We start from the raw sequence: 24,356 nt of genomic DNA on the forward strand, positions 1-24,356 counted from the left end.
ATGAAACGAGTCGTAGTATGTGAGATTTATAAAGCGGATGAAGAAAAAAAGAAGGTCAGGAATTCTCTCCTGACCTTCTCTTTTTTATAGTCTAATTCTCTAATTCAGTTATATATTCTCCTGACACCCATCCTGTTTCGCTTGAGTTAGGGAGATAAATATTGTACCAACCTGAATCTGTTACAGGTTGCCCATTTTCCAGAACTGCTTTTAAGAATTCATTAGCCTTAGCATACCCAATTTTATCACCCTCAGGCTGATTACGAATGTTCAATGTGGTTGAAAGCCCACTAACCTGCAATAGATTATCAAAAGACAAACTTTCTCCGTAAATCCATCCGGTTTGACCATCAACAGAAATTCGATACCAACGATGATCATAAGGATAGTCACCCGTAGTTCTTACATCGGTATTATAACCTAGAACAGTTACTTTAGTAGATTTCTGTAAAGTACTGATGTAAAAACTTGAAGATAAATAAGGATAACTTCTTAAATTGATATTTCCATTTAGAGTTGCTGTGATTCCTTGTGGGAAATCTATAACAATATCCGTTGGAACAGGTTTTCCTGCTGGAATATCTCTACCTAAGTTTTCTGGAGCACTACCGTTTGGTGTTATAGGAGATGCTGAAGGATAGTACTTAGCATCATACGGCTGAATACCTTCCATTAAATTAGCAATTCCATTTTTCCAATTTTGATCGGTAGCATACTTGACATTCATTCCTGTTAAAGTAGACCCATGCTCTGAATAATAGTAACTACCACCAGGAATTAAATAATTCTTCTTCACCATATAGGCTACAGCATTAATACTTTCTTCAATACTATCAAAATAGTATCCCATTGTGAAAGGAGCAACATCATATGCACCATAACCATATAGATTATTTTTATATGTAAACAAGTTGGATCCTGCCCAACCAGTTTCCCATATAGCATGTGCTACTAGATAAACGGCATTTACTCCGTATTTATTTTGTACATTAATAAAACTTTGCGAATGTTTCTTTAGTTGGCTATTCGAATGGCCCTTACGATCGAAGAAATCCTCAATATCCTTTGCAGATATATTAGCAGGCTTTCTTAAATCAAGTTCCAAATAACCTACTTTTTCAGTGCTAACATCATCTTTATGAATGTATCCAGTTTTCTTATAACCATTAATATAAACAGTTGCCTTATACCAAGAAGTTGTAAATGTTTGAACCTTTAATTCCGCTCCGCTATTATAATATTTTAAAACGGCTGCGTCTTCGGAAGCACTAGAGTACACATTTACTTTGTCTGCAATACCCCATACCTGCAGGTTTGTTGGAGAACTTGTACTATTTTCAACATCTCCAGATTTAATGTAACCTGTTTTCTTATGACCATTAATATAAACGGTTGCTGAATACCAGCCATTAATATAGGACTGATATTTCAAAACACTTCCTCGGTTATATGATTTCAAGACTTCAGAACTAGTTATTGCCTTTTCATAAATCTTTGTTGGTGATTGTAACCCGACCCCATAATACGTTTCTGGGTTTTCTGTTGGGTTTTCCACGTCACTCGCTTTTATATATCCTAACGTCTTCTTCCCATTAATATAAACAGTTGCTAAATACCAGCCTGATACAAATGATTCGTATTTTAAAATGCTACCCTGTTCATATGATTTTAATGTGTTTGAACTCGTGGAGGCCCTTTGGTATACCTTTGTTGGTGATGTCTTTCCTACTCCAATATAAGTGACAGGATTATTTGTAATATTTTCTACATCACTTTTATGAATATACCCAGTAGTCGCTTTACCCTTAATATAAACTGTAGCTTCATACCAATCGGAAGTTAGTGTTCGATATTTTAAAACACTACCTTGTGGATATGTTTTTAATACATTTGAATTACTTGATGCTTTAGAGTAAATATTTGTTGGTTCCTTCAAACTGACCCCATTTAAAGGAATACTTTCCGAAGTGATATTTTCTACATCACTTACTTTAATATAACCAGTAGTTGCCTGACCATTAATATAAACCTTAGCTTTATGCCAATCTGCTGTATACGTTTCGTATTTTAATAAAGTCCCTTGATCATAGCTTTTTAGAGGTTCCGAGCTAGTCGAAGGCTGTTCATATACATGCGTTGTTGGACTCGCTAAACCAATCCCTTGAAGATTTACCGGTGCACTTTGTGTCATTAGATTAAGAGATGTAGGTTCTGCTTCAGCATTCACCTCTGAGGACTCTTCGTCAGAACTTGAAACATCCAATGTTTCCTGCTGGTCACCCTCTAATGTCTCTTCTGTTACATCTGTAACAAATTGATTTTCATCAACAATCATACCATCTTCGTTTTTAACGCTCTCTTCTTCTGTTACATCATTATCTTCTTCATTACTCTCAATAGATTCGTTTATAGACGCTTCTGGTTCTGTTATAGAAGATTCTGCACTATTTAATCTACTATTTCGAAACTCTTCAGCGTTTGATGAATCTACAATCATACTACTCTGTACATAACCATTCAACGACGTTTTTGTTTCAACATCCGTATACTCCAAAAACGTGAATTCTAATCCTTCTTCTAATACAGTTACTTCCGTTTCATCCTCTAGTGATAAAAGGACCTTAGAGTCTAAGGATTCTTCCTCGTAAAGATCAACTGTTCCACCTGCTTCTTCAGCAAAAACCAGAGCTTTCTTTGGTTCAGGGAGTTCAGATGCATATGTAGCATTTGGTTGAAGGGGTATAAACTGTAGTAATAAAAGAAGAATGAGAAAATAAACACTTGTTGTTTTTACCATATTCACAAATAATTTCCCCCATATAAATTTTAGACACTACCCAGCAGATGTAATTGACCCTAGCAATGACTGCTATTTACATATTATTAAATGTTTATCTTACATTAATAAACGTAAACACATACTGGTTTTTGGATTTCCCCATGAGTCTTTTTACATATGGGTAAGAGGCTACTACTAGCTTGCAGCAAAGTTTCGTCAACATTAAAAAGCACATGCAAAATGAATAGTATCTACCTAGTTAACAAAGATACGCTTAGACTTGAACTCTTTTCCTAATCTCCCCTCCTTTTTTCTTTCTAAATACTAATCTATCAAATTACGACAAATTCTTCTACACTTTTTGAATAGTATTATTGTTTTTTCCTATTTTATCATAATGAATCCTGTGATTTATTAAAACCCCCTCCAAATTGGAGGGGGTTCCTGTTATCTAACAACAATTGCTCTTCTATCAAATGAATCAAAAACTTGATTAAATTTTCTTTCGCTAACTGTACTTAATAATTTACCGCCTGCAGGATCTACATATAAATATTCATTCGTTTTTTCATTATATCCTGATAAAGAAATAACATGATACTCAACAGGTGCATACATTTTATCTTCGCCGGAATAATACCATTTCCAGTTTAAAGTTCGAAAATTATACACAACCCAAACTAATACTGGATTACCTTGACGAAGCTCAGATTTAATTTTTTCTTCACTTATTCCATTAATAACTTCACTGTCAGATCTATATTTCTTAGATAATCCAATTAATCCTTCAGGATAAATTAAATTTGGATCTCCTTGCTGACTTCTAAATGGTGAGCCTACGTAGCCCTTGTATGGATCGTTAGAATATGTCATTGAAGCTCCCATATAGGTTTTATCAAGGTTATACCCTTTGAAATTGAGCGCTTGAGTTAAGGAAACGACAGAACATCCCCAAGGCATACTAGGATTCTGCATAATTTTAGGAATAAAAAGTTTCATATTTTCAAGGCGATTCCAATGATTACCATATTTTGTTCCTGTCTTAAATATATAGTTCCCTTTATTCTTTTGAGTACTTTGTTCTTTTAATTCAGCATTGTTAATAATACCATTGTTGTTAATATTAAAGTAATACTTTATATTCTTAGCACGATTTGTTGCTCTTGTTTTAGGATAATATTCATAAGCCTTTATTACAGTGAAAGAATTTTCTTTACGTGTTAAGGAGCTAGTCATGTAACCATTATGATCGTAATAATAAATATATTTTATTTTTTGTCCATGTTTACCGTATACGGCTTTATCATGGTATGTATATCGAGTGATCATTCTTTTAGAATTTTTTGCTCTTCGAGAAGCTTGGTAGACATACCCATTCGTATTAAGGTTAAAAATATACTCAATATTATTTCCTTTACTGCTAAAAGGAGTATTGCTGTAATACTGATACCATGTTGCTATCCTCTGCGTCCCTTTTTCTCTTTTTGTTGCTTTTGTAACATGACCTTGACTATTTAAATTATATATGTATTCAATATTGTTCCCATGATTTCCATAAACTGTTTGCGGGTAATAATCATACCGAGAAATAACTTTCTTTGTCCCCTGCTGTCTCTTACTCGCTTTTTCTACATAACCTGAACGATTTAAATCGAAGATGTATTTAATATTGTCCCCATGATCACCATAAACTGTTTGCGGATAATAATCATACCGAGAAATAATTTTCTTTGTCCCCTGCTGTCTCTTACTCGCTTTTTCTACATAACCTGAGCGATTTAAATCAAAAATATACTTAATATTGTTCCCATGATCACCGTAGACTGTTTGTGGATAATATTGATACCAAGAAGTAATTTTTTTTGTTCCTTTTTCACGTTTAGTTGCCTTTGTTACAAGACCTTCACTATCAATTACAAATACAAATTGAATATTATGACCATGATTTCCAAAAGTCGTTTCTGGATAATATTGAAATCTTTGAATAACTTGTTGGTTCTCCTCATCGAGTTCTTCTGCCGCTTCTACAAACCCATCATTATTAATATCAAAAATATATTTAATTCTACGATCACTATCTTCATAATTTGTCTCAGGATAGTATTCATAGTAACGGATGATTTCAGCAGTTGTCTCTCTCTCTGTTGCCATCGTTACATAACCATTTTTCACGTCATATTCATACTGAATTTGAGTTTTATGGTTTCCATATGTTGTTTGTGGAAAGTAATCATAATAGGCAATAGTTGCTTGTGTTCCTTGTTCTTTTACCTCAGCGTATTGAATCGTTTGGTCCTCGTTTAAGTAAAAGACTTTATTTATATTCACATCTGCATTTTCCACTAAAGTAGTAGCATAATATTCTTGAATCTTTACTAATCTACCATTATCATAGACTTCTGCATATGATAATTCACCATTATTATCAAAATAATATTTGATGTTTCCATCTTCTACAACCTCAACAACTGAGTCTTCCTCTTTAGTTTCCTCAAGTGAATTTTGCTCAAGTGTTCTCAATTGTTTAGTTCCATCTGATGGAATTTCTATTTTTTCTTGCTCAGACTCTGGGAACTCAGATTCAGCTATTTGATCTTTTTCCTCTGTGTCTACTTCAGTTTCCACTGATTCTTCTTCATTTATAGGTGCTATAGCCTCTATACCTTCATCTTTTACTTCTTCAGGCTCTTCTGTCTCATCAGATGAATTTATACTGACATCAGTATTAATACTAGAGTCGGTTTCCTGAGTGTTCGCTGATTCAGCTTGGCCCACATTACCTAAAGAAGAAAGAATGAGCACAAAACAGAACATTAACACCACTAATCTTCTCAACATCTTGTCACACCTCTCATTTTTCCAAAATATTAAATTTTTATCACATGCATTATTCTATAATAATCAACCACTATATTAAACCCACTTAACAGAATTTCAATGATACTAATCATCGTTTTGTTAGTAGCAAGAATAGTGATTCTAATTTTTAGCACTTCGAAAGTATAAAAGAATTTTTATTTCCACAAAAAAATGTCTCTCATAGGCAAGAGACATTTTTCTTGTATATTCTAAGCATTATCTAAAAACTTTTTCAACAACCCTTTTACTTGATTCTCCTGACTCTAAATAACAAAATTTCTCAAAGAACTCCTCGAAGTTATCAGAAATTTGAGGATTAACTTGCTCTATTCGCAAAACCTCTGATATGCATTCTTCTGTTGTTTTCACAAGTGGACCAGGGGCCTTTTTTTCAAAATCAAAATAAAAGCCTCTGAGCTTATCACGATACTCTTCAATATCGTAAACAAAGAAAATCATTGGTTTCCTCAGATTAGCAAAGTCAAAGAAAACAGAAGAATAATCCGTTATTAATAAATCTGAGATTAAATAAAGCTCTCTAATGTCTTCATGTTGAGAAACATTATAAGCAAAGCCTTCGTAAGCAGATATATCCATATTTTCAGCAATTAAATAATGCATTCTTAGCAAAACGATATAACCTTCACCTAAATATTTTCTCATTAAGCTTAAATCTAATTTTAAGTCAAACTTATATTTCCCTACCTGATAAAACTCATTATCTCTCCATGTCGGTGCATATAAAATGACTTTTTTATCTTTGGGAATATTCATTTTGCTCTTTAGTTCTAGAATAGTTTCTTCTTTATTACTGTTATATAAAAAATCATTTCTTGGATAGCCTGACTCAATCATTTCTTTCTTGAAATCAAAAGCACGTCGAAAAATATCTGTTGAATATCGATTAGGGGAAATTAAGTAATCCCAGCGACTAGATTCACTCAAGAAATTTTTTTTATACTTTTCTGTCGTTGTTCCTGGCATATGAACTTCATCCATATCAGCGGCAAGTTTTTTCAAGGGTGTTCCATGCCATGTTTGAACATAAGTTGTGCGGGCTGGTTTTGGAATCCAAGCTGGCATCCGACTATTAAATACCCAGTATTTTGCACGAGCCATAATGAACAACCATTTTAATGAAAACCTTTTAAGAACTTCTACATCCTTTACCTGAAAAGATGACAGGTATCTTGGATCTACACTCCAATACATTTGATATTCTGAGTGATGTTCCTTTAAATACTCATAAATAGCCCTAGGGTTACAACTATATTGTTTACCTAGAAAACTTTCAAACACAATAAGTTTTTGGTCCGCCGGAAACAAACTGACGATTTTAAATAATAATGTATACGTTGTTTTTATAACACCTAAACGTCTTAATTTAGTAAGCATGTTCTTTATCATAGTGATATTTTTTAACCTTCCCCAATAATTGAATGACAAGTTGTAGATTTAGTCAAAGAATTTATCAACTATCCTCTTCGAAGCATTTCCATCCTCTAAAGAACAGTATTTGTCTCTAAAATTTTTGTACTTATCTTTGTATTCAAATTGAATATCTCCAATATTTTTTACAGCTTTAATAATATCCTCTGTCTCAAATAAAAACGGACCAGGCGCTTCTTGTTCAAAGTCCATATAAAATCCACGAATATCATTCTTATATTGTTCAAGGTCATAAGTGAAAAATAACAAGGGTTTTGCAGTATTAGCAAAATCGAACATAACCGAAGAATAATCTGTCATTAATATATCACTTAATAAATAAAGCTCTTGGATATCTGGATAGCTTGAAACATTATAGACAAAGTCTTTAAGGTCATCAGGAATATTCAACTTGTTACTTATGACCACATGCATTCTCATTAAAAGAATATACTCGTTCCCAAGCTCTTGCTTCATTTTATTCAAATCCATGTTTAAATGAAATTGAAACTTATTTTTCCCTGTTGTTTCATTATCTCTAAACGTAGGAGCATAAAGAATAATTTTTTTATCATCAGGAACTTTTATCTGCTTTTTAATACGTTGTATGATCTTAGTATGATCCTGATTATAAAAAATATCATTTCGGGGATAACCAACCTCCAAAATTTCCCCTTTATACTGAAAGGCACTTCTAAATGCTTTTGAAGCATACTCGCTTGGAGAAATTAAATAATCCCAGTTTTCTGTTGCACTATGCACCCTCTCTAAGTACGTTTCATCTCTACCTTGAATATTTTCAATATCAAATAGCATCTTTTTAAGAGGCGTTCCATGCCAAGTTTGAATATAGGTCGTTCCTTTCCGCTTCTGAATATAAGTAGGAAAGTTTTGATTGTTGATCCAATACCTAGCTCTCGCTAAATAATAATAATACTGCGGACTCAGTCTTTTAATTTTTTTCGTTTTTGGGTCATTAAATCTAATATTTTTATTCGTTACCCAAACCATTTTATAAGGAAGCTTTCTTTCAACTATCTCTTCGTAAATGTTTCGTGGACTATCTGCATATTGTTTTCCAACTCCGCTTTCAAATAAAATGAGGTTTTTATCAACCGGCAAGACCACCTTAGCCACTTTATAGAATGTCTTCATACTTGGAAAATACCACTTACTCTTTCTGTATCGATTAAAAAGAGCCCTTAGTAAATCATTTTCCAGAAGTTTAACATACCACTTTTTACCTTCGTAGCCCTCAATAGCCTCAGAAATCCTTTCAGACGATTTCTGATCTCTATGCATTAAAAATTTATCAGATTTCTTTTTATTCTCATCAGATGCTTTAAAGTCTAATTCGACATAATGCTTAATTTTCAACAATAATTGTTCGGCATCATAAACAATATCTCCTGGCAAATCATTATCCAAATCGAGATGAGAAGGTCGTTTACCTATAAATCGTTCTCTGTCAAATTGATAATAGATAACCGGTTTATATAGGAAACTGAAATCAAAAGCTACACTAGAGTAGTCTGTTACCATTAAAGCACTTTCTTTAAGAAGATCTTGAACATCTACTTCACCTTGATTTATAACTCGAACTGGAGTACCTTCGAAATAAGGAGTGAACTTTTGCATATTTGGATGGAGACAAAGAACGATATCTAAATGATTTTCTTGAGCTATAGCATGGAGCTCCGGATGATATACGAGATCTTTATATCTTTGAAAATATTCACTATCTATGAAAGCCTCATCTGTCGTAATCCAGTCTCTCCATGTCGGGATAATTAATAATTGTCTTTTCAAACTTACATCCTTTGAAAATAAACGATCAAATCGGGATAATCCTGTAATGAATACATCTTTAGGATCGTATCCAAAATCATTTACAATCATTTCCTTCTCAAATTTAGAACTGACAAGAAACATATCAGTTTCAAATCCAGGTGCTGACTTACCATAATTGGCAATCATATTTTTAGTACCCATGATTCCATGCTGAAGAAAAACTTTGATTCCTTTTGCAGCCTTCCTAAATCGCCTTGTCCGGACCGGATATAAATAATCTGGATGATGTGACCCTATAATTCTCTTGGCTATCAAAGCGTGCAGAATATGCTCTTTTGACTTAAAAATCAAAACATTTCCAAGCGGTTCAACATTTTCTCGTTCTGGAGAATTCTCTTCAATTACATAGTAAACATTTTTTTCAGGATGATGTTCTCTCATATATTTAAAGAAGTGATATCCGGTGTCTTGAGCTTTATAAGGTCGTTCACCAACAAGCCAAATGTCTTTATTCCTCCCAAGGAAACGATGAAACCAGGCAAATTTTAATTTCCTTTGTAAGAAGTCAAACGTTTCCTTGTTGAACTCGAATACTTCCAAAGACAAGTTTGATCCTTTGAAAGTATAATACGGAGTCACAATAGATGCTTTTTCCTTAAAAATAGAATAAGCTTCCTTTAGGAAATACCTAGCTCGAAAAGTTGGTCTCCCTATCCGTATATATTGTTCTTCACTGCGGTCGTGAAATTTAATTTTCAAAAATAAATCATATACATCCTCTTTTAGATTCTCTCCACTTGAAATAGTATTAAAATTAACAGTTGAGGAGTAATAATAGCGATTGAATCCATATTTTAATTCTGTTTCTTCCCTATTCCATATAAAAGATACGTCCTCATTTAATTCCTTTTCACTATTTCTTCCTTTTAGAACGAGCTTACCTTCTTCTATTTTTGAACCTTTTGTAAATAGTTTCCCTTCAATAGTTAAGGAATGGGTTGACCCTTTAAGCCGATCAACTTGTAATTTCGTTTGTAATTTTGGCTCTTTGTTAAATAGCATTGAAAGATTACCTTTTTCTGTTAAATAACATATTCCATAAGCCATATCGTTATGTACAATCTGTATTCCCTCTATACTGGTTTTTTGAAAACGGCCTAAACGAATTAGATATTCAGCCGTTCTCTTAGAATTTTCACTAATAAAATCGGCTTTTTCTTTTAACTTTTCTATTGAATTGTCACTCAAATTTTCAGTAGGTACACGTAATTTAATGTACCAATCAAAATTCTCATCATCTAATAGGGTTACCTTTTGAAATAGATGATTCACATTTACCTTAAATTCAAACTTATTCCCCACACGTAAATTGGACGAAACAAATATATCTGTCCCTGTATGACGGGATTTCAACCAAAGCTCTCTTACTTCATAATAATCCTTTGAAAGAGAACCACTAATTGTGAGTAACTCTTCACGTTGAAAGATAATTAAATTTTCCTTTAAAGTCTTCGTAACTTTTTTTTTGCGTTTTATTATTTTTTTTAAAACCATCATTCAATCACCAATCAATTCTATATTTAAGTCTTTTTAAGTAATAATCTAATGATAAAACTTTTTATACTATACTACAATAAATCCATTAAACGTAAAATTACATTAGCTTATCTTTTTCTATAATCATACTTACTATGTAATATTATTTTAATGTTTTTATCATTAATTACTCAAAAAATCCTATTACTTGAAATAAAATTAACTAAAAATAAATTTATTCATTTAAAATGTAACGCCTATGTATATTTATACTGTATTTTGACATCTATTAGTAATTTAATTATAAACTTTTCTATTTTTTATCTCATTCTAGACTAATTTAAAATTGTTAACAACATGCATTAATGAAAGGGTCGATATAAAAAATTAATCAATTATGGTACATTTGATTTGTTCCATTGGGTTAGATAAACTTTTTAAGGTTATGGAGTGATATATATGGATAAACATTTATCTGAAAAGGCACTAAAAATATTAAAAAATAAAGATACTATAGTTTTAAATAATCCTAAATCTCTTAAAAATAAGATTTTCAAAAAAGAAAGAAAAGTCTCAGTTGTTATAGCCGCATATAACGCAGCTTCCTATATTCAGAATTGCATTGATTCTGTATTAAATCAAACTCTACATTTTGAGCTAATTGAATTGATAGTAATAGACGATCACTCTAATGATGACACTGCAAATATCATATTGAATTACGCTAAAATGCACTCTAACATTACAGTCGTCCTACTTAAGGAAAACACTGGTACAGCTGCAATGCCCAGAAATATAGGAATTGAATTGACAACTACTGAAAAAATCATATTTTTAGACTCAGATGACTGGCTTGCAGAGAACGCACTATCAACCCTTGTTTCTACCATGGATGAAACAGAAGATGATTTTGTTGTAGGTAAGACAGTGAAAGTAGAAGATAAAGGAGAAAGTATTCTCGCAGAGTTTGTCTCATATAAAGTAAGAAAACATGTGTCTCCATTTGATATTCCATATCTATTCTATCATATGGGTCCACAATCAAAATTAATGAGAACATCTATTTTGAAGGAAAATAATATTCGTTTTCCCGAAATGAAATTCGGGGAAGATAAGTATTTTCTATTTAATGTATTATCGAAGTGTTCTAAAGTAACAACTATAAAAGATCCTATTTGTTATTTAAATCGGTTGTCTACTAATAATTCTTCATTAACTAAGACCACAGAAGTATTAGACAAAAGGGCAGCCGATATGATGATTTTAAAGTATATACTCGACAAACAAGTACCTCTTGAGCAGGAAAAAGTCTTTATGAAACGTTTAGTTGAATATGATCTAGTTAAAACATGTGATAGCTTTGTTTTCGTAAAAAGCAAGGAAAAACTCAAGTTCATAGAAATCATTAGGGAAGCACTCTATCGTCTTAAAGGTCGATCTTATGATATCATTGAAATGTTCGATACACCACTTTATAAAGTTGCCGCAAGACTGATTGAGTCAAAAAGAGATCAAGACTTTATAGAATTATTCCAATGGTACAAATTAGAGAAAAATAAACATATTATTATTCAGAATGGTATCGCTTATTATAAAGTTACACCATTTAGTGATGACGACCCTTTTAAATTAATTCCTATAGACCTATTCGTAAGATCAAAGGATTCTTATGTTGAAGATAATCATTATGTTCAAACATTTGAAATCTATGGGGAATGTATAACAAAAGTGGAATATGTTTTGATAAGAGATAGACATCAATTAGCTAATGAAATAGAGATTCCTTTAAAAATCAATGGGAATGTTGGCGAATTCCGTGTAAATTATAACGAGTTAAATCGGTTAGATAATTCTTTATTTAGTGTTTTTGTACGATATGACGGTTTTCGATTGGCGAATATTAGAAGAATGCTAGAAAATCAAGTAACTTATGACAATAGAAATTTTGTATTTTATACTACAAAGGTTGGCAACGTAGGGCTTTCTCTCAAAGAAAAAGAATAATAAAAAAGGAAGGTGCTCAAAAAACATTTTTTGCACCTTCCTTTTTTCAATTAATAGGGATTTTGAACAAAGTTTATTCATGATGATAAGGTGAATTTTTTTCCTTTTCCTTTTCCACTTTGCCTTTCCATTGCTTCTTGACGAAACTGCCTTTTCTCTTCTAAAGACATTGCTTTATATTTCTTTAAAAACTGTTCATATTTAGGCATAACTTCCTCTATTAACCCATAATCTTTTACTTCACCATATTCCAACCATAACGCTTTTTCACAGAACTTCTTCATTTGACCAATCGAATGACTAATAAAAAAGATGGTCTTACCCTTTTCTTTAAATTCATTCATTTTATCCAAACATTTATCCGCAAAGATTCGATCACCCACTGACAAAGCTTCATCAATAACAAGAATATCTGGATCAATATTTACTGAAATAGCAAAACCCAGTCTTGACTTCATACCGCTTGAATAAGATTTTACTGGTTGATCAATAAAAATGCCAATATCAGCAAAATCTATAATTTCCGGTTCAAGCTTCCGAATTTCAGATTTACTAAAGCCTAACATTAAACACTTCAGTTCAATGTTTTCACGACCAGTTAATTGATTATTTAAACCGGCATTAACAGCAATCAATGCTGTTTTTCCATTAATTTCAAATGTCCCTGATGTTGGGGGGATAATTCCAGCAATAATATTGGATAAAGTAGACTTCCCTGACCCATTAACCCCAATAAATCCAATAACATCCCCTTTATTCGCTTCGAAACTTATATTTTGAATCGCATAAAAATCTTCACCATAACTTTTAGGAGAGATAATATCCAAAAGTTTTTCCTTCGTCCCCTTATATATCTTATATTGTTTGCTTACATTTTTTAAACTTACTGATTGAGTCATTATCTTCACGTCCCATTACAAAAAGTCTACAAAACGATCCCTAAATTTCACATGTAAAACAGAACCGATAACTAGTAACAGTAAAGTTATCCCCCAAAAATAGAGTGTATATTCCCAGTGCTCAATTGGATACCAGGATAGCCCTAATATAGAAGCACGGTACCCTTCAGCTAAATAATAGAAAGGATTTAACTTCATTATAGTATGAATAATAGTGGGTTCAATATGGTAGGGAGGCCATAAAAAAGGTGATAAATAAATTAATATTCGAACCAATGACTGAACTAACATTTGAAAATCCCGTACAATTGTTGATAAAGTTGATGTAATTAATGATAGTACAACTAAAAAGACAACCGTTGATAGAATAAAATAAAGTAATTGAATATAATGTATGTTAATCGGATAACCAAGAAACTGAAAAATCACAAGAACAACCACAAGCAGCATTAAATGCTGATACAACTTCGAAAAAATCACATAAGTTGGAATCACACTCATGGGAAAACTCATTTTCGAAACCATCTTAATACGAGTATAAATAGATTTTGAGCCCTGTGTAATGGATTGGTTAATAAAAAACCAAACAACCATCCCTGAAAGCATCCATGGAAAATAAGGTATTAATTCTCCATTTAACTCAATATCCCCTCGACCAGTACTACTAAATATTCCAAAACCAAATACAAACCAATAGATTGAAATTTGAATCATAGGATTAATGATTTCCCATAGGATCCCTAGATAGTTGTTGCTGTTAGCACTTTTCATTTCATAAACAGACAAACGTCTAACTAAGTAAAAGTTATTAATTTGTTCCTTTATAACTGTGATGACAGAACTCATGTGATAGTCCTTCCTACGTTTGTTTTATAATTTTAATAATTATATATCTCTCGCTCAAAGAAATATGGTGTAACAACTCAACTCATTATCTATAATTCGGAGCGGCCGTATACAGATGTTAGTTTATATTTAATACCCTATCTGAATAAGTATTTTATCATTTTAAAGCTATAATAAAAAGGGCTTGTGATATTATTATTCAATCACCTTACCTGAAAGATTCAATACTCAGGTTATGAATAAAAAGAAAAGTATTATACCAATTTACATTATATACATAAAAAATGAAATAAGCTTATGGGGGTACACTAATATAAAATTAATCCTATATTTGTTAAAAACAAATAGACAAAAAGCACTATGTTTTGACAAGAAATTCTATTATAATGATGGAATGTGATATTTTATTATATATCAAGAAGGGATACGATCATGCGTAAAGATAGAAAACAAAAAAAAGGCAAGCGATGGCTGAAGGTCACTGGAATCATACTCCTACTTTTAGTCATTGGTGCTGGAACATATGCATTTACCGTTTATAAATCCTTAACCAATGCAGTAGATACGATGCATCAACCGATTGAACGAGAGAAATCTGACAAACGACCTGAAGAAATTACATTAACGAATAAAGAACCATTTTCCGTTTTAATGTTAGGTGTTGACGAACGTGCAGGAGATAGAGGACGCTCGGATACGATGATTGTTCTGACTGTGAACCCTAATCAGAACTCAATCAAAATGCTCAGTATTCCACGCGATACAAGAACCGATATCATTGGTCGTGATACAGTCGATAAGATCAACCATGCTTATGCGTTTGGTGGAGAAGAAATGTCGATGGCAACGGTTGAGAATCTGTTAGATATTCCGATTGATTATTATATTAAAGTCAATATGGAAGGATTTAAAGACGTCGTTGATGCGGTTGGTGGCATTCAAGTAAATAATAATCTTGAATTCACCCAAGAAGGATACCGGTTTACTAAAGGTCAAATTAATTTAAATGGGGACCAAGCTCTATCTTTTGTCAGAATGCGCTATGAAGATCCTAACGGTGATTTTGGTCGTCAGGAACGACAACGTCAAGTGATCCAAGGAGTTATTAAAAGAGGAGCAAGCTTCAGTTCTCTAACTAATTTTGGAAATATCTTTGACGCATTAGGGAAAAATGTTCGAACAAACGTTACATTTGATGAAATGTTAGATATTCAGAAGAACTATAAAACCGCTGCCGGGAGCATTGATCAGTTACAAATGACAGGTCAAGGAACGAAAATAAGTGGAATTTATTATTTAATGGTTCCTAATGAGCAAATACAAAGTATTCAAAGCGAACTAAAAACTCACTTAGAAATTGAAGAATAACGAAAAAGACTGAAGAGGTTAGATTTACTTCTTCAGTCTTTTTCTTAAGCTCTTTTCGTAAACTTTGTGGCTTTTCATACAATTAATAGAAACGAAATACTCATTTTGATATTGAACACATAAGAATAGTTACGAAAAGATGCCCCAACCTCTTGATTCATACGGGTTTAGACATTTATTCAGAAAACAACAATCTATGCGAAAACAACCTTTTCTTATCTTTGTTTTACTTTAATGGGTTGACCTCTTTTATGATCAACTTCGGTTTTATTATGTTCTGTTTTTACCCATGTATGTTGTTGTCTCCACTTTAATAGTCCAACAACTTGTGCATAGATAAAGGTATAGGCATAGAAGAAAATGGAATACGTTATACGGAAGAATTTAAACTTTTGCTTTGTATCCATTTTCACAGCATAATACATACAAACAATAAATTGATAGGTAAACAAAAGCAAAGTAAAGAAACTTGTACCAAATAGCCAAGTTACAGCTTGTTCCCCTACTGCAGGGATCGTAGCATTGGCTGAAAAAGCAGCATAACCAAGGGAAACTAAAAGCCCAAATATAATAATGGTCATTTGAACAGCTCTTGCCATTCCAAATAAATAAATCAATTGGTCAATGATTTTAATCTTCCCTTTTTCGGTAAGTAGCTTTTTCATCATTGGCTTAAAGTTCGTAAAAGCAACAAACCAGTGACCTTGCGACCATCTTGTACGTTGTTTAAGGCTAATCTTAAAATTGTCAGGCTTTTCATCGTATACCCGAACAAAGTGGTTCCATAGAACTCGACCATTATCCCGAACGATTTCCATTTCTAATTCAATATCTTCTGTTAAAGATCGGAAACTAAAGCCACCATGTTTCATAAGATAGTCCATTCTAACAATAAAACCAGTACCCCCGATTGAATTAATTAGTCCTAGGCGATATTTTGCTAATTGAAAAAAACGATTGATATAATAGTAGCTCATCGCATACCCTAATGATAAGTTTGAAGTTGAATTCTTTGAATCTAAGTAGATTTGAATCGCTTCAGGTTTATCTTTTGCGATATACTGAGAGTTCAATTCACGTAATACATCAGAATCGACATGATTATCCGCATCTAATATCATGAGACAATCGTACTCTTTTGATAAATCTTTAAACCCTAAATAACGAAGAGCATATTGTAAACCTGCTGGCTTCCCTACACCTTCACGCGGAAATAATTTTTCACTTGTATCAATGGACTTCATTCCTTTTTCATGACATATTTCTCCTGTTCGATCGGTGCTATTATCATTGACCACATAAATATCAAAGAGATCCTTTCGATAATTAATTTGCTTTAAATTATCGATGGTAGAACCTATTACCTTTTCTTCATTATGTGCTGCGACAAGAATTAAGAATTTAGTTTTGTCCTCTATAATCTCATAGTCCCTTTTCGCTTTTCCAAATCCAAATAGGGATAGAAATACATAGTATGCCGTAAGACCATAAACATAAACGGATAATAAGATAAGTATCGCAAAAAAGACCTTCACTAAAAGATCCATTTTCCACCTCCTAATATACAACCTTTAATTAAATCCTTCCCAGATTGCTATATTTTATACTTTGGATCAGGCAATGAGTTCATACAGTGAGCGTTGTCCTAGAAATCAATTTTTATTGACTTCTAGGGACAGATCTTTTTTATTATTTTAATATGTTTAAGATATATTTATGTTCATTGAAATATTTGGTTATTTCTTTTTGCGTTATATTTTTTCCCCAACCGCTATTTTCATCCGAAACAGAAATATATAGGTATCCATTTGGATAAATATCGCTTAGATTCGCTTCATTCATCGTATCAGTATTCTTATCGGTTAATACCTTGTTTTGAAATTCAACGTAATAAGGAACCTCTTCTAACCCAAGGTTTAATCTCACAATTTTATAACCATTGTGCGAAGAGAATACCTCCCATTTCTTTTCACCATCTAATACAATTGTTTCCCATAATAATGTCATGTTTAGTTGTTGATTTTCAAATACATGAGCAATATTTTCATATTCTAAGGTATTAGACTCCTTGATTACTTTCCCTCTACTGTCCATCAATTTAACAATCAGTTTGACTGGTTTTTCTTCATTGATATCGTCTTTAGGAATTGAAAATACCACCTTACTTCCATCTTTTACATGAGTATTCATTTCTACTCCATTTAAGTACGCAACGGAAGTATGACCAATACTATTTCCAGCAATGATGAACATATATTGAGTGTTTTTTCCCTCTACAAAGGTTTGTTCTATTTTCATCGGTTCACCGATGGAGTATTGATCGCTGACTTGAGGTTGTCCAACCAATTCATAAAAATATTGTTCACCATGCATAATGTCGTACTGCAGTAATTCGAAATCACGGTAGAAATCTTCGTTTTCCTCTGGGGTGATAGATGGAGAAACTTTTGAGTATGCGTTTAAATAATTCATATAAGGATTGCTAGTTACTCCAACCTTATCTAATACATAAGAACCTAACATGTTTACATGAAAGTTTATTTCATCGTTTAATTCCTCATAATTGCTCCAAACTAAAACAGGCGTTTTCTTTCCGAAATTACCCTCAGTGTCAAAATGTATTTCTTTATATACATCATTTCCTAAAGGTGGGATATGGTCTCCGAAATAAACAACTAAAGTGGGTTCTTCAAAGTTTCTAAGAGTGTCAATTAATCTCCCAAAAGCTTCATCGACTTCATATATGTTGTTTGCATAGTTTTCAATTATTTTCTTTGAATTGTCGCTAATAGTATTCTTCACTCTAATTCCGTTATCTGTAGAATTCATATCATCGTAAGGCCCGTGTCCCTGCATGGTTATAGTATAAATAAAGTCTGGATTTTCGGTTTTCTTCATTTCATTTATAATCAAATCGTTAATCACTTCGTCATCGGTAAACATCCCATCGATCTTAGGTTTGTTCCCTAACGTTTCTAATGAAGTGAACTTGTCAAAACCAAGGTGTTTGTAAACTTCATTTCTTCTATAAAACCACGAGTGGTAAGTATGAATAGCCGTTGTATGGTAGTCCAATTCGGAAAAAGTAGTGGCCAATGAATGAACGGGTCTATGTATGTAACTGTTGTATGGGTTATACGGAACATTATAGTTTCTAAGAAACGTTTTGCTTAATCCTGTTAGAACCTCATATTCAGTATTTGCTGTTCCTCCACCTATGCTTGGTACTTCTACAACTCCAAAAGTAGATTCGTTTGAAATTTCCTTAAAGTTTGGAATGACTTCTTTAGATAAATGTAATTCAGATGCTATGGATAGGTCCCAAAATGCTTCACTCATAATAAATATAATGTTTGGATTTATTTTCGAAATAGTTGACTTTTCGTCCGTTGCTTCCTGAATGTTCTTGTAGATTTCTTCGATCGCTTCTTTACTGTAGTTATCAGGTTTAGGAATGTTTAAAAATTTACTATCTATTAATGTAGCCAACAAAAAACCGTTTGTATCATGATTCCATGAAACATCAGCAGGAATGGTTATTCTTAGTTTTGATAAAGAGTCTATCGTGGAAGCGTATCCAAGTATAATAATAAAAAGACTAACCACAGAAGCAAAAACTCTTGAACGTTTAGGAATTTCCAGTTTTACAAATAATATTACAAAAGAAATAGCCAGAAAAACCAAGATAACACTTACTATAATTGGAATATAAAAACGAAAAGATAATACATCCACTATATTTGCGGCTTCGCTAAAAAGTCTAAAATCAAGGATACTAAGTGGCTCTCCTCTTAAATCGGTTTTAGTGTAACTAATATGAGCCAAAATGGATAACAGTCCCATTACCAAAAGAGCAACGATTAAGTATGATTTTGATTTCAAGAAAAATAGAAAGATATTAATAATCCCAAAAGCAATTAAATAATTAAAGAAAACTTCTAAAGGGTGAGTGAGAAACCACTTCACACCTTCCATCATTCCACCTTTATTTAGTACGGTTATACCTAACACCGTCAACAAAGGTACTATAAACATAATGAGGTTAAAGGCTACTAGAATTATGGTTACCTTAGGAAGCTTCGGTTTATTTTTCCTTTTCACCTTTTCAATGTCGCTAGGTTCTTCAGTACTTTCCACCATTCACACTCCTTCCCATATTGCCATATTTCATACTTTGGATCCTGTACGTAACTTTATCTGCTCATCGATCAGGCAATGAGTTCATATATTGATCAGATATTTGCATTAAGGATAAGACTCTCTCAAAGTCTACAGAGTATTTTTGAAACTCCTCTACTGGTTGTTTTGTCATAATGGATACAGCTGTACCATCCTGAAATTTATCACCCGGAATAAATAAGATATCATTATTGATAAACGAACCTGTTGGCAGATAAAAACGATTGCCTAACAAATTATCAGGATAATTAAATAAATCCTGACCAAAGTGGATTTGATTTAAAGAAACCCCTAGCAGCGTAGCCATCGATGGCATAATGTCGACCTGTCCTCCAATGGAATGAATCTCCTTTCCTTTTAATTGGTCCGGAAGGCTGATAATTAATGGAATATTGAACGCATCTAAATAATCATGATAATCCTGTCCTATTATCTCATTGACCAATTTTTTATCTTGTTCGGTTTTTAACTGCAATCCATAATGATCTCCATAAACAACAAGTAATACATCCTCCCATATGTTGTTTTCCTTCAATCCTTGAATAAATTGACCAAGAGCATAGTCTGCATAATGAACTGCTTGTAAATAATCCCCGGTATTTGTATTTTCAAATTTTGCTGGTAGGTTCAACTGCACCTTATTGGATGGAATTTTGAAAGGATGATGGCTAGACATTGCAATGATATTCGCATAAAATTTTTCTCCCCTACGCTGCAAATCCCTTAATTGTTGTAACGTTTTTGTATATAAGACTTCATCAGAAGCCCCGAAGGAAATAACATCTTCTGTACCAAAGAACTTTTTATCATACACTTGATCAAACCCTAAAGCTTGATACATTTCATCTCTGTTCCAATATTCAACATCATTCGTATGTAATGTCAACGTAGTGTAACCCTTTTCTTCTAATAATTTAGGAAAGCTTGGAATATTCTTATGACCATATTCTTGTGACATAGCTTGATCACCAACAGGATACAAAGAGGTATTAACAATGAATTCTGCATCTGCAGTGTTGCCCTTACCAATTTGCTGAAAAATATTAGGGAAATAATAACTGGTTTGAAGAAGCTTATTCAAATTCGGGGTGATTTCTTGTTGATCTACCTTTTTGTGGATAGGAAAATTTTGAAAAGCCTCGAGTTGTACCACGATTACATTTTTGTTCATCGCTTTCCCAAATAAGGATAGATGATTTTTGGGATTAATATTTTTTATTTCATTAATTAAATCTTGTGTAATGGTGTATTCTTGTTCCTTCGCATAATCTTTATGAATCGGAAGAACCGTATACAAGCTATTATTAAGAACTCCCATATTATGGACAATTTTCTTTTCATTTATCACTGCTGACCGCGATTGCATCGTATAAAACACACACAGTACAGAGATAGAGACAATCACAGTTAAATAGATACCCTTCCTTGAAATAACCTTTGACTCTGAAACTTCCCTATATAACAAAAACCCTAGTAGTAGAAATGGAAAATCAATAATAAACAGGATATAAACGGGGCGGACTAAGTCAAAAATACTATCGGTAAGTGTTCCAAGTTGACCTACTTGTTTAAACGCAGAAAAGGTAGGAATAGCTCCATAATAATTATTATAAACTAACACGCTTACATAAATAATAGAAATAAAAAAGGTACTAAGAAAATACAAGGTGAGCTTTTTTTCTAAACGAGAAAATAATAGGATCTCTAAAATGCCGAACAAAATGATCACAACAGCTATTTCATGCAAAACAAATGAAACATTCACTTCCTCAAAAAGCAACCAATTGATTAATATTATTTTTAATAGCATAGAAACAGAAAATAAAAAGATAGAAGGTAACACAAAATTCATTTGAACACCTACATTGACTAAATTTTTTCCTTATATTATGGGAGATATCAAAATCCTTTATTCAGTAATAGAGGTGCCTGGCTATTTATTAATATGTGTAAATTTTCAAAAATATAACGAAGAAGAAAAGGAATCGGAATTCTCCCTCTTACTCTAAATGAAAAAAGAAGAGCATTTCGCTCTTCTAGTTTAAACTAATCCATTTTGGACCTACCCATGTCTTAATTTCATACCATCCAGTATTTCCTAGCTTATTAATCGTTTTTACTGTTTGAGGTGATAATGAACTAAATGGTTTGTCTCCTAGATCTGGATTATGATATAAATCTGTTCGAGTTTTTAATGTAATACTTTGGTTCACTGGTTGTTTAGGAACATCTTGTTTAATCCACTTTGGACCTATCCAAGTTTTAATTTGATACCAACCAGTGTTAGGAATTTCAGCAATGACATTTACAGTTTGCGGTGCAATAGAATTTACTGCTTTTTCTGTTGATGGATTATTGTAAAGATTCATTCTACTAGTCACAGTGATTTTTTTAGCCACTGCCATACTATAGCGTTCTGGTTTAATCCACTTTTCACCAAGCCATGTCTTAATTTTAAACCATTCTCCTTTTGTTTCCACTGCTGTTACCGTTTGTGGGGAGAGTGATGAGCCAATATAATAAGCTGTATTTGCTGATGAGTATAGATTTGTTCTATTCAATAAAGTTAATTTCATCGGAACTTCACTAGACTCATTATTTTCTTCTAGTATCGACTCCGTTTTGACTTCAATCCATTTTGGACCTACCCATGTCTTAATTTCATACCAATCACCTTGCCGCGATAAGACAGAAACGGTTTGCGGTGATAAAGTATGTCCTGTCTTACCAACACCATTAGGACCACTATATAAATAGGTTACGGGTGCTGTTAAAGTAAGTTTTGTTGGCTCCTGTTCTTCAGTATCTTCAGGAGGTGATACGTCTTTTCCTTCATTTTCTTCTATTACTTCCGGCTCTTCTGCTTTTTTCGTTATTGTAAAACTCCCAGCTACTTGGGAACTGTTTCCACCTTTATCTTTCGTTACAAGTGTAAAACTATAGTTACCAGATGGTAAGGAACTTGCATCCCAAGTAAATTGGGTGTTTCCTTTTGCTTGTACCTTACTTGATAAAATATTTTTTTGAGGACTATTTAACGTAACTGTTGTCGTTGATTCCTCATCAAGATAATAGCTAAACGTAACCACTTGATCATCATTCACCGTTGTTTGGAGATTTGATACGGTTGGACCCAGTACATCTTCAATGCTTGTACCTGGGTAATAAAAGTTAAGAATCTCTCTATAGGTCTTTCCTTCTTTAGACATTTGGAATGCACCATATTGACTCATTCCAATTCCGTGTCCCCAACCTCCACCATTAATGGTGATTTTTGTTCCATCATCTTGAACACTCTTTATATAAGGACTCTTCATAATACTTGAATTGATCATACTTCTAAACGTATACGCTCGTGTATGAATCGTTTTAGAAAATGTCTTAATCTGTCCATTTTCCATAGCATATTGATTTGTAGTTGTATCTCTCAACAGATAGTTGAGCGTCATTTGACCATTAATCGTCTGATTAGCAGGTACATGTAAATCAAATGAAAATGCTGGAACACTTACAATTTTAATTTCATATTTTTTATCAATATGGCCATTTGCGTGTAGCCAATTTTTAATATTCGTTAAAATAGAGGCATCTGCACTTATTTCCTTTTTTTCATTCCACCATAGTGCTGGTTGTGAAAGGTCTAAGCCAGTTAAACCAATTTGATTCTTTGTAAGGGAGAAATTCCAATCTACATTTTTATTTCCTAGACTAGAACTTCTCGTATCATAGGGGTCCTCTTTTACTTGCAAATAGGGGATATGATTCCATGAAGCATCTCCCCAAGAGTTTACTTTTGATAGTGTTTTACCACCATTACTTGAAGAGTATAGGGCATTGGCTCCAATCACTTGTCCATTATATTTGAGAACTAAACCTTGAGTGGCTTCTATTGCTTGATTCGTATTTTCATACCAATAATATCCCGTATATACTTGATCGGTTTGTCCATCATCAATAGGACTTACACCTTGCGCATATGTTCTTGCGGCAATTGCTTGTGCCTTTAGCGCATCCATCCCGCCAATACTCCCCCATGAAGGACTCATTTCCTGTGAGACCACACCTTTAAGATAGTCTTCGACTGGCAGAGTGTTGTAAGGCCTAACATATTTTCCGCTTTCTACTTCAAATCTCATTGTTCCTAAATATTTTCTTCCATTAATCGAAATCATATTTTGCGTATTATAAACTTGTGGATTTACCGTTAAGGATCCTCCATAGTTTTTAACTTTTGTCCCGTTTTTATATAAAACCAGTTGTCCTGATTCCACTTTAATCACATATGCTCCGCTTAAAGCAGAAGCATCTCCTACTACTTGATAATTACCAGTAATAGAGATGTTAACGGAGCTTTGATTTCCTAGATAAGCTGATAATTTAACGTTAATCTGTGAACTTGTAGAACTTGATGCAGAAATATTCCCGCCAGAAAAACAAAGTGCTACTAGAAAATTAAAGGCTACTAAAATAGGAATAAATTTCTTCAATCTCTCACCCTCTCCTATATAATGAAACTATCAAACTTGTTTCATTATATGGAGATAATAATTCAATAGCAATCGAATTCCCTAATTTATGGTTATGTAAGTTTTTCTAAGGAAAATTGAGGAATTACATTGCTTTGAATCCTTTTGCCGAGATCATTTTCATACATCCCCGAGTAGAAG

The 24,356-nt window shown here is 32.8% G+C and carries 10 protein-coding genes and 2 pseudogenes; 2 read left to right on the top strand and 10 right to left on the bottom strand.

Features of this window, described 5'->3' with window-relative positions; genetic code table 11:
• Positions 1 to 91: 91 nt before the first annotated feature.
• From JMM81_RS18480 to JMM81_RS18495, 4 genes and pseudogenes are all read right to left on the bottom strand, one after another.
• A complete protein-coding gene (locus JMM81_RS18480; protein ID WP_256243039.1) occupies positions 92 to 2,797 on the bottom strand; it encodes an SH3 domain-containing protein in 2,706 nt (901 codons plus the stop codon).
• A gap of 429 nt (positions 2,798 to 3,226) precedes the next feature.
• Entirely contained in the window at positions 3,227 to 5,617 is a 2,391-nt protein-coding gene (locus JMM81_RS18485; RefSeq protein ID WP_256243019.1) for a C39 family peptidase, read from the bottom strand.
• A gap of 237 nt (positions 5,618 to 5,854) precedes the next feature.
• Positions 5,855 to 7,066, bottom strand: a pseudogene (locus JMM81_RS18490) (CDP-glycerol glycerophosphotransferase family protein); the annotation flags it as partial.
• A gap of 27 nt (positions 7,067 to 7,093) precedes the next feature.
• The gene (locus tag JMM81_RS18495) at positions 7,094 to 10,414 is read right to left on the bottom strand and encodes a CDP-glycerol glycerophosphotransferase family protein (RefSeq protein ID WP_256243020.1); all 3,321 of its coding nucleotides are present in this window, start codon (positions 10,412 to 10,414) and stop codon (positions 7,094 to 7,096) included.
• Between the two features lie 438 nt (positions 10,415 to 10,852).
• Here JMM81_RS18495 and JMM81_RS18500 point away from each other — a divergent pair, with 438 nt between their 5' ends.
• Positions 10,853 to 12,397, top strand: coding sequence for a glycosyltransferase family 2 protein (locus JMM81_RS18500; RefSeq protein WP_256243021.1), 1,545 nt, complete (start codon positions 10,853 to 10,855; stop codon positions 12,395 to 12,397).
• Positions 12,398 to 12,504: 107 nt separating this feature from the next.
• On the opposite strand, the pseudogene tagH reads toward JMM81_RS18500, so the two are convergent.
• A pseudogene (gene tagH, locus JMM81_RS18505) lies at positions 12,505 to 13,296 on the bottom strand (teichoic acids export ABC transporter ATP-binding subunit TagH); the annotation flags it as partial.
• Positions 13,297 to 13,311: 15 nt separating this feature from the next.
• Complete coding sequence (locus JMM81_RS18510; protein WP_256243022.1) at positions 13,312 to 14,142, bottom strand: ABC transporter permease; 831 nt, start codon at positions 14,140 to 14,142, stop codon at positions 13,312 to 13,314.
• Positions 14,143 to 14,574: 432 nt separating this feature from the next.
• Here JMM81_RS18510 and tagU point away from each other — a divergent pair, with 432 nt between their 5' ends.
• Complete coding sequence (gene tagU / locus JMM81_RS18515; RefSeq protein ID WP_256243023.1) at positions 14,575 to 15,510, top strand: polyisoprenyl-teichoic acid--peptidoglycan teichoic acid transferase TagU; 936 nt, start codon at positions 14,575 to 14,577, stop codon at positions 15,508 to 15,510.
• A gap of 215 nt (positions 15,511 to 15,725) precedes the next feature.
• On the opposite strand, the gene JMM81_RS18520 is transcribed toward tagU, so the two are convergent.
• The 4 genes from JMM81_RS18520 to JMM81_RS18535 all read right to left on the bottom strand — a co-directional run bounded on the left by JMM81_RS18520 (position 15,726) and on the right by JMM81_RS18535 (position 24,176).
• Complete coding sequence (locus JMM81_RS18520; protein ID WP_256243024.1) at positions 15,726 to 17,057, bottom strand: glycosyltransferase family 2 protein; 1,332 nt, start codon at positions 17,055 to 17,057, stop codon at positions 15,726 to 15,728.
• A 142-nt stretch (positions 17,058 to 17,199) separates the two neighbouring features.
• Complete coding sequence (locus JMM81_RS18525) at positions 17,200 to 19,647, bottom strand: sulfatase-like hydrolase/transferase (RefSeq protein ID WP_256243025.1); 2,448 nt, start codon at positions 19,645 to 19,647, stop codon at positions 17,200 to 17,202.
• A 64-nt stretch (positions 19,648 to 19,711) separates the two neighbouring features.
• A complete protein-coding gene (locus JMM81_RS18530; protein WP_256243026.1) occupies positions 19,712 to 21,541 on the bottom strand; it encodes an LTA synthase family protein in 1,830 nt (609 codons plus the stop codon).
• A 184-nt stretch (positions 21,542 to 21,725) separates the two neighbouring features.
• Positions 21,726 to 24,176 carry a SpoIID/LytB domain-containing protein gene (locus tag JMM81_RS18535; RefSeq protein WP_256243027.1) on the bottom strand — a complete coding sequence of 817 codons (2,451 nt, stop codon included), beginning with the start codon at positions 24,174 to 24,176 and terminating at the stop codon, positions 21,726 to 21,728.
• Positions 24,177 to 24,356 lie beyond the last annotated feature (180 nt).

This window comes from Bacillus sp. V3B (assembly GCF_024494465.1).
GTDB lineage: Bacteria > Bacillota > Bacilli > Bacillales > Cytobacillaceae > Bacillus_BD.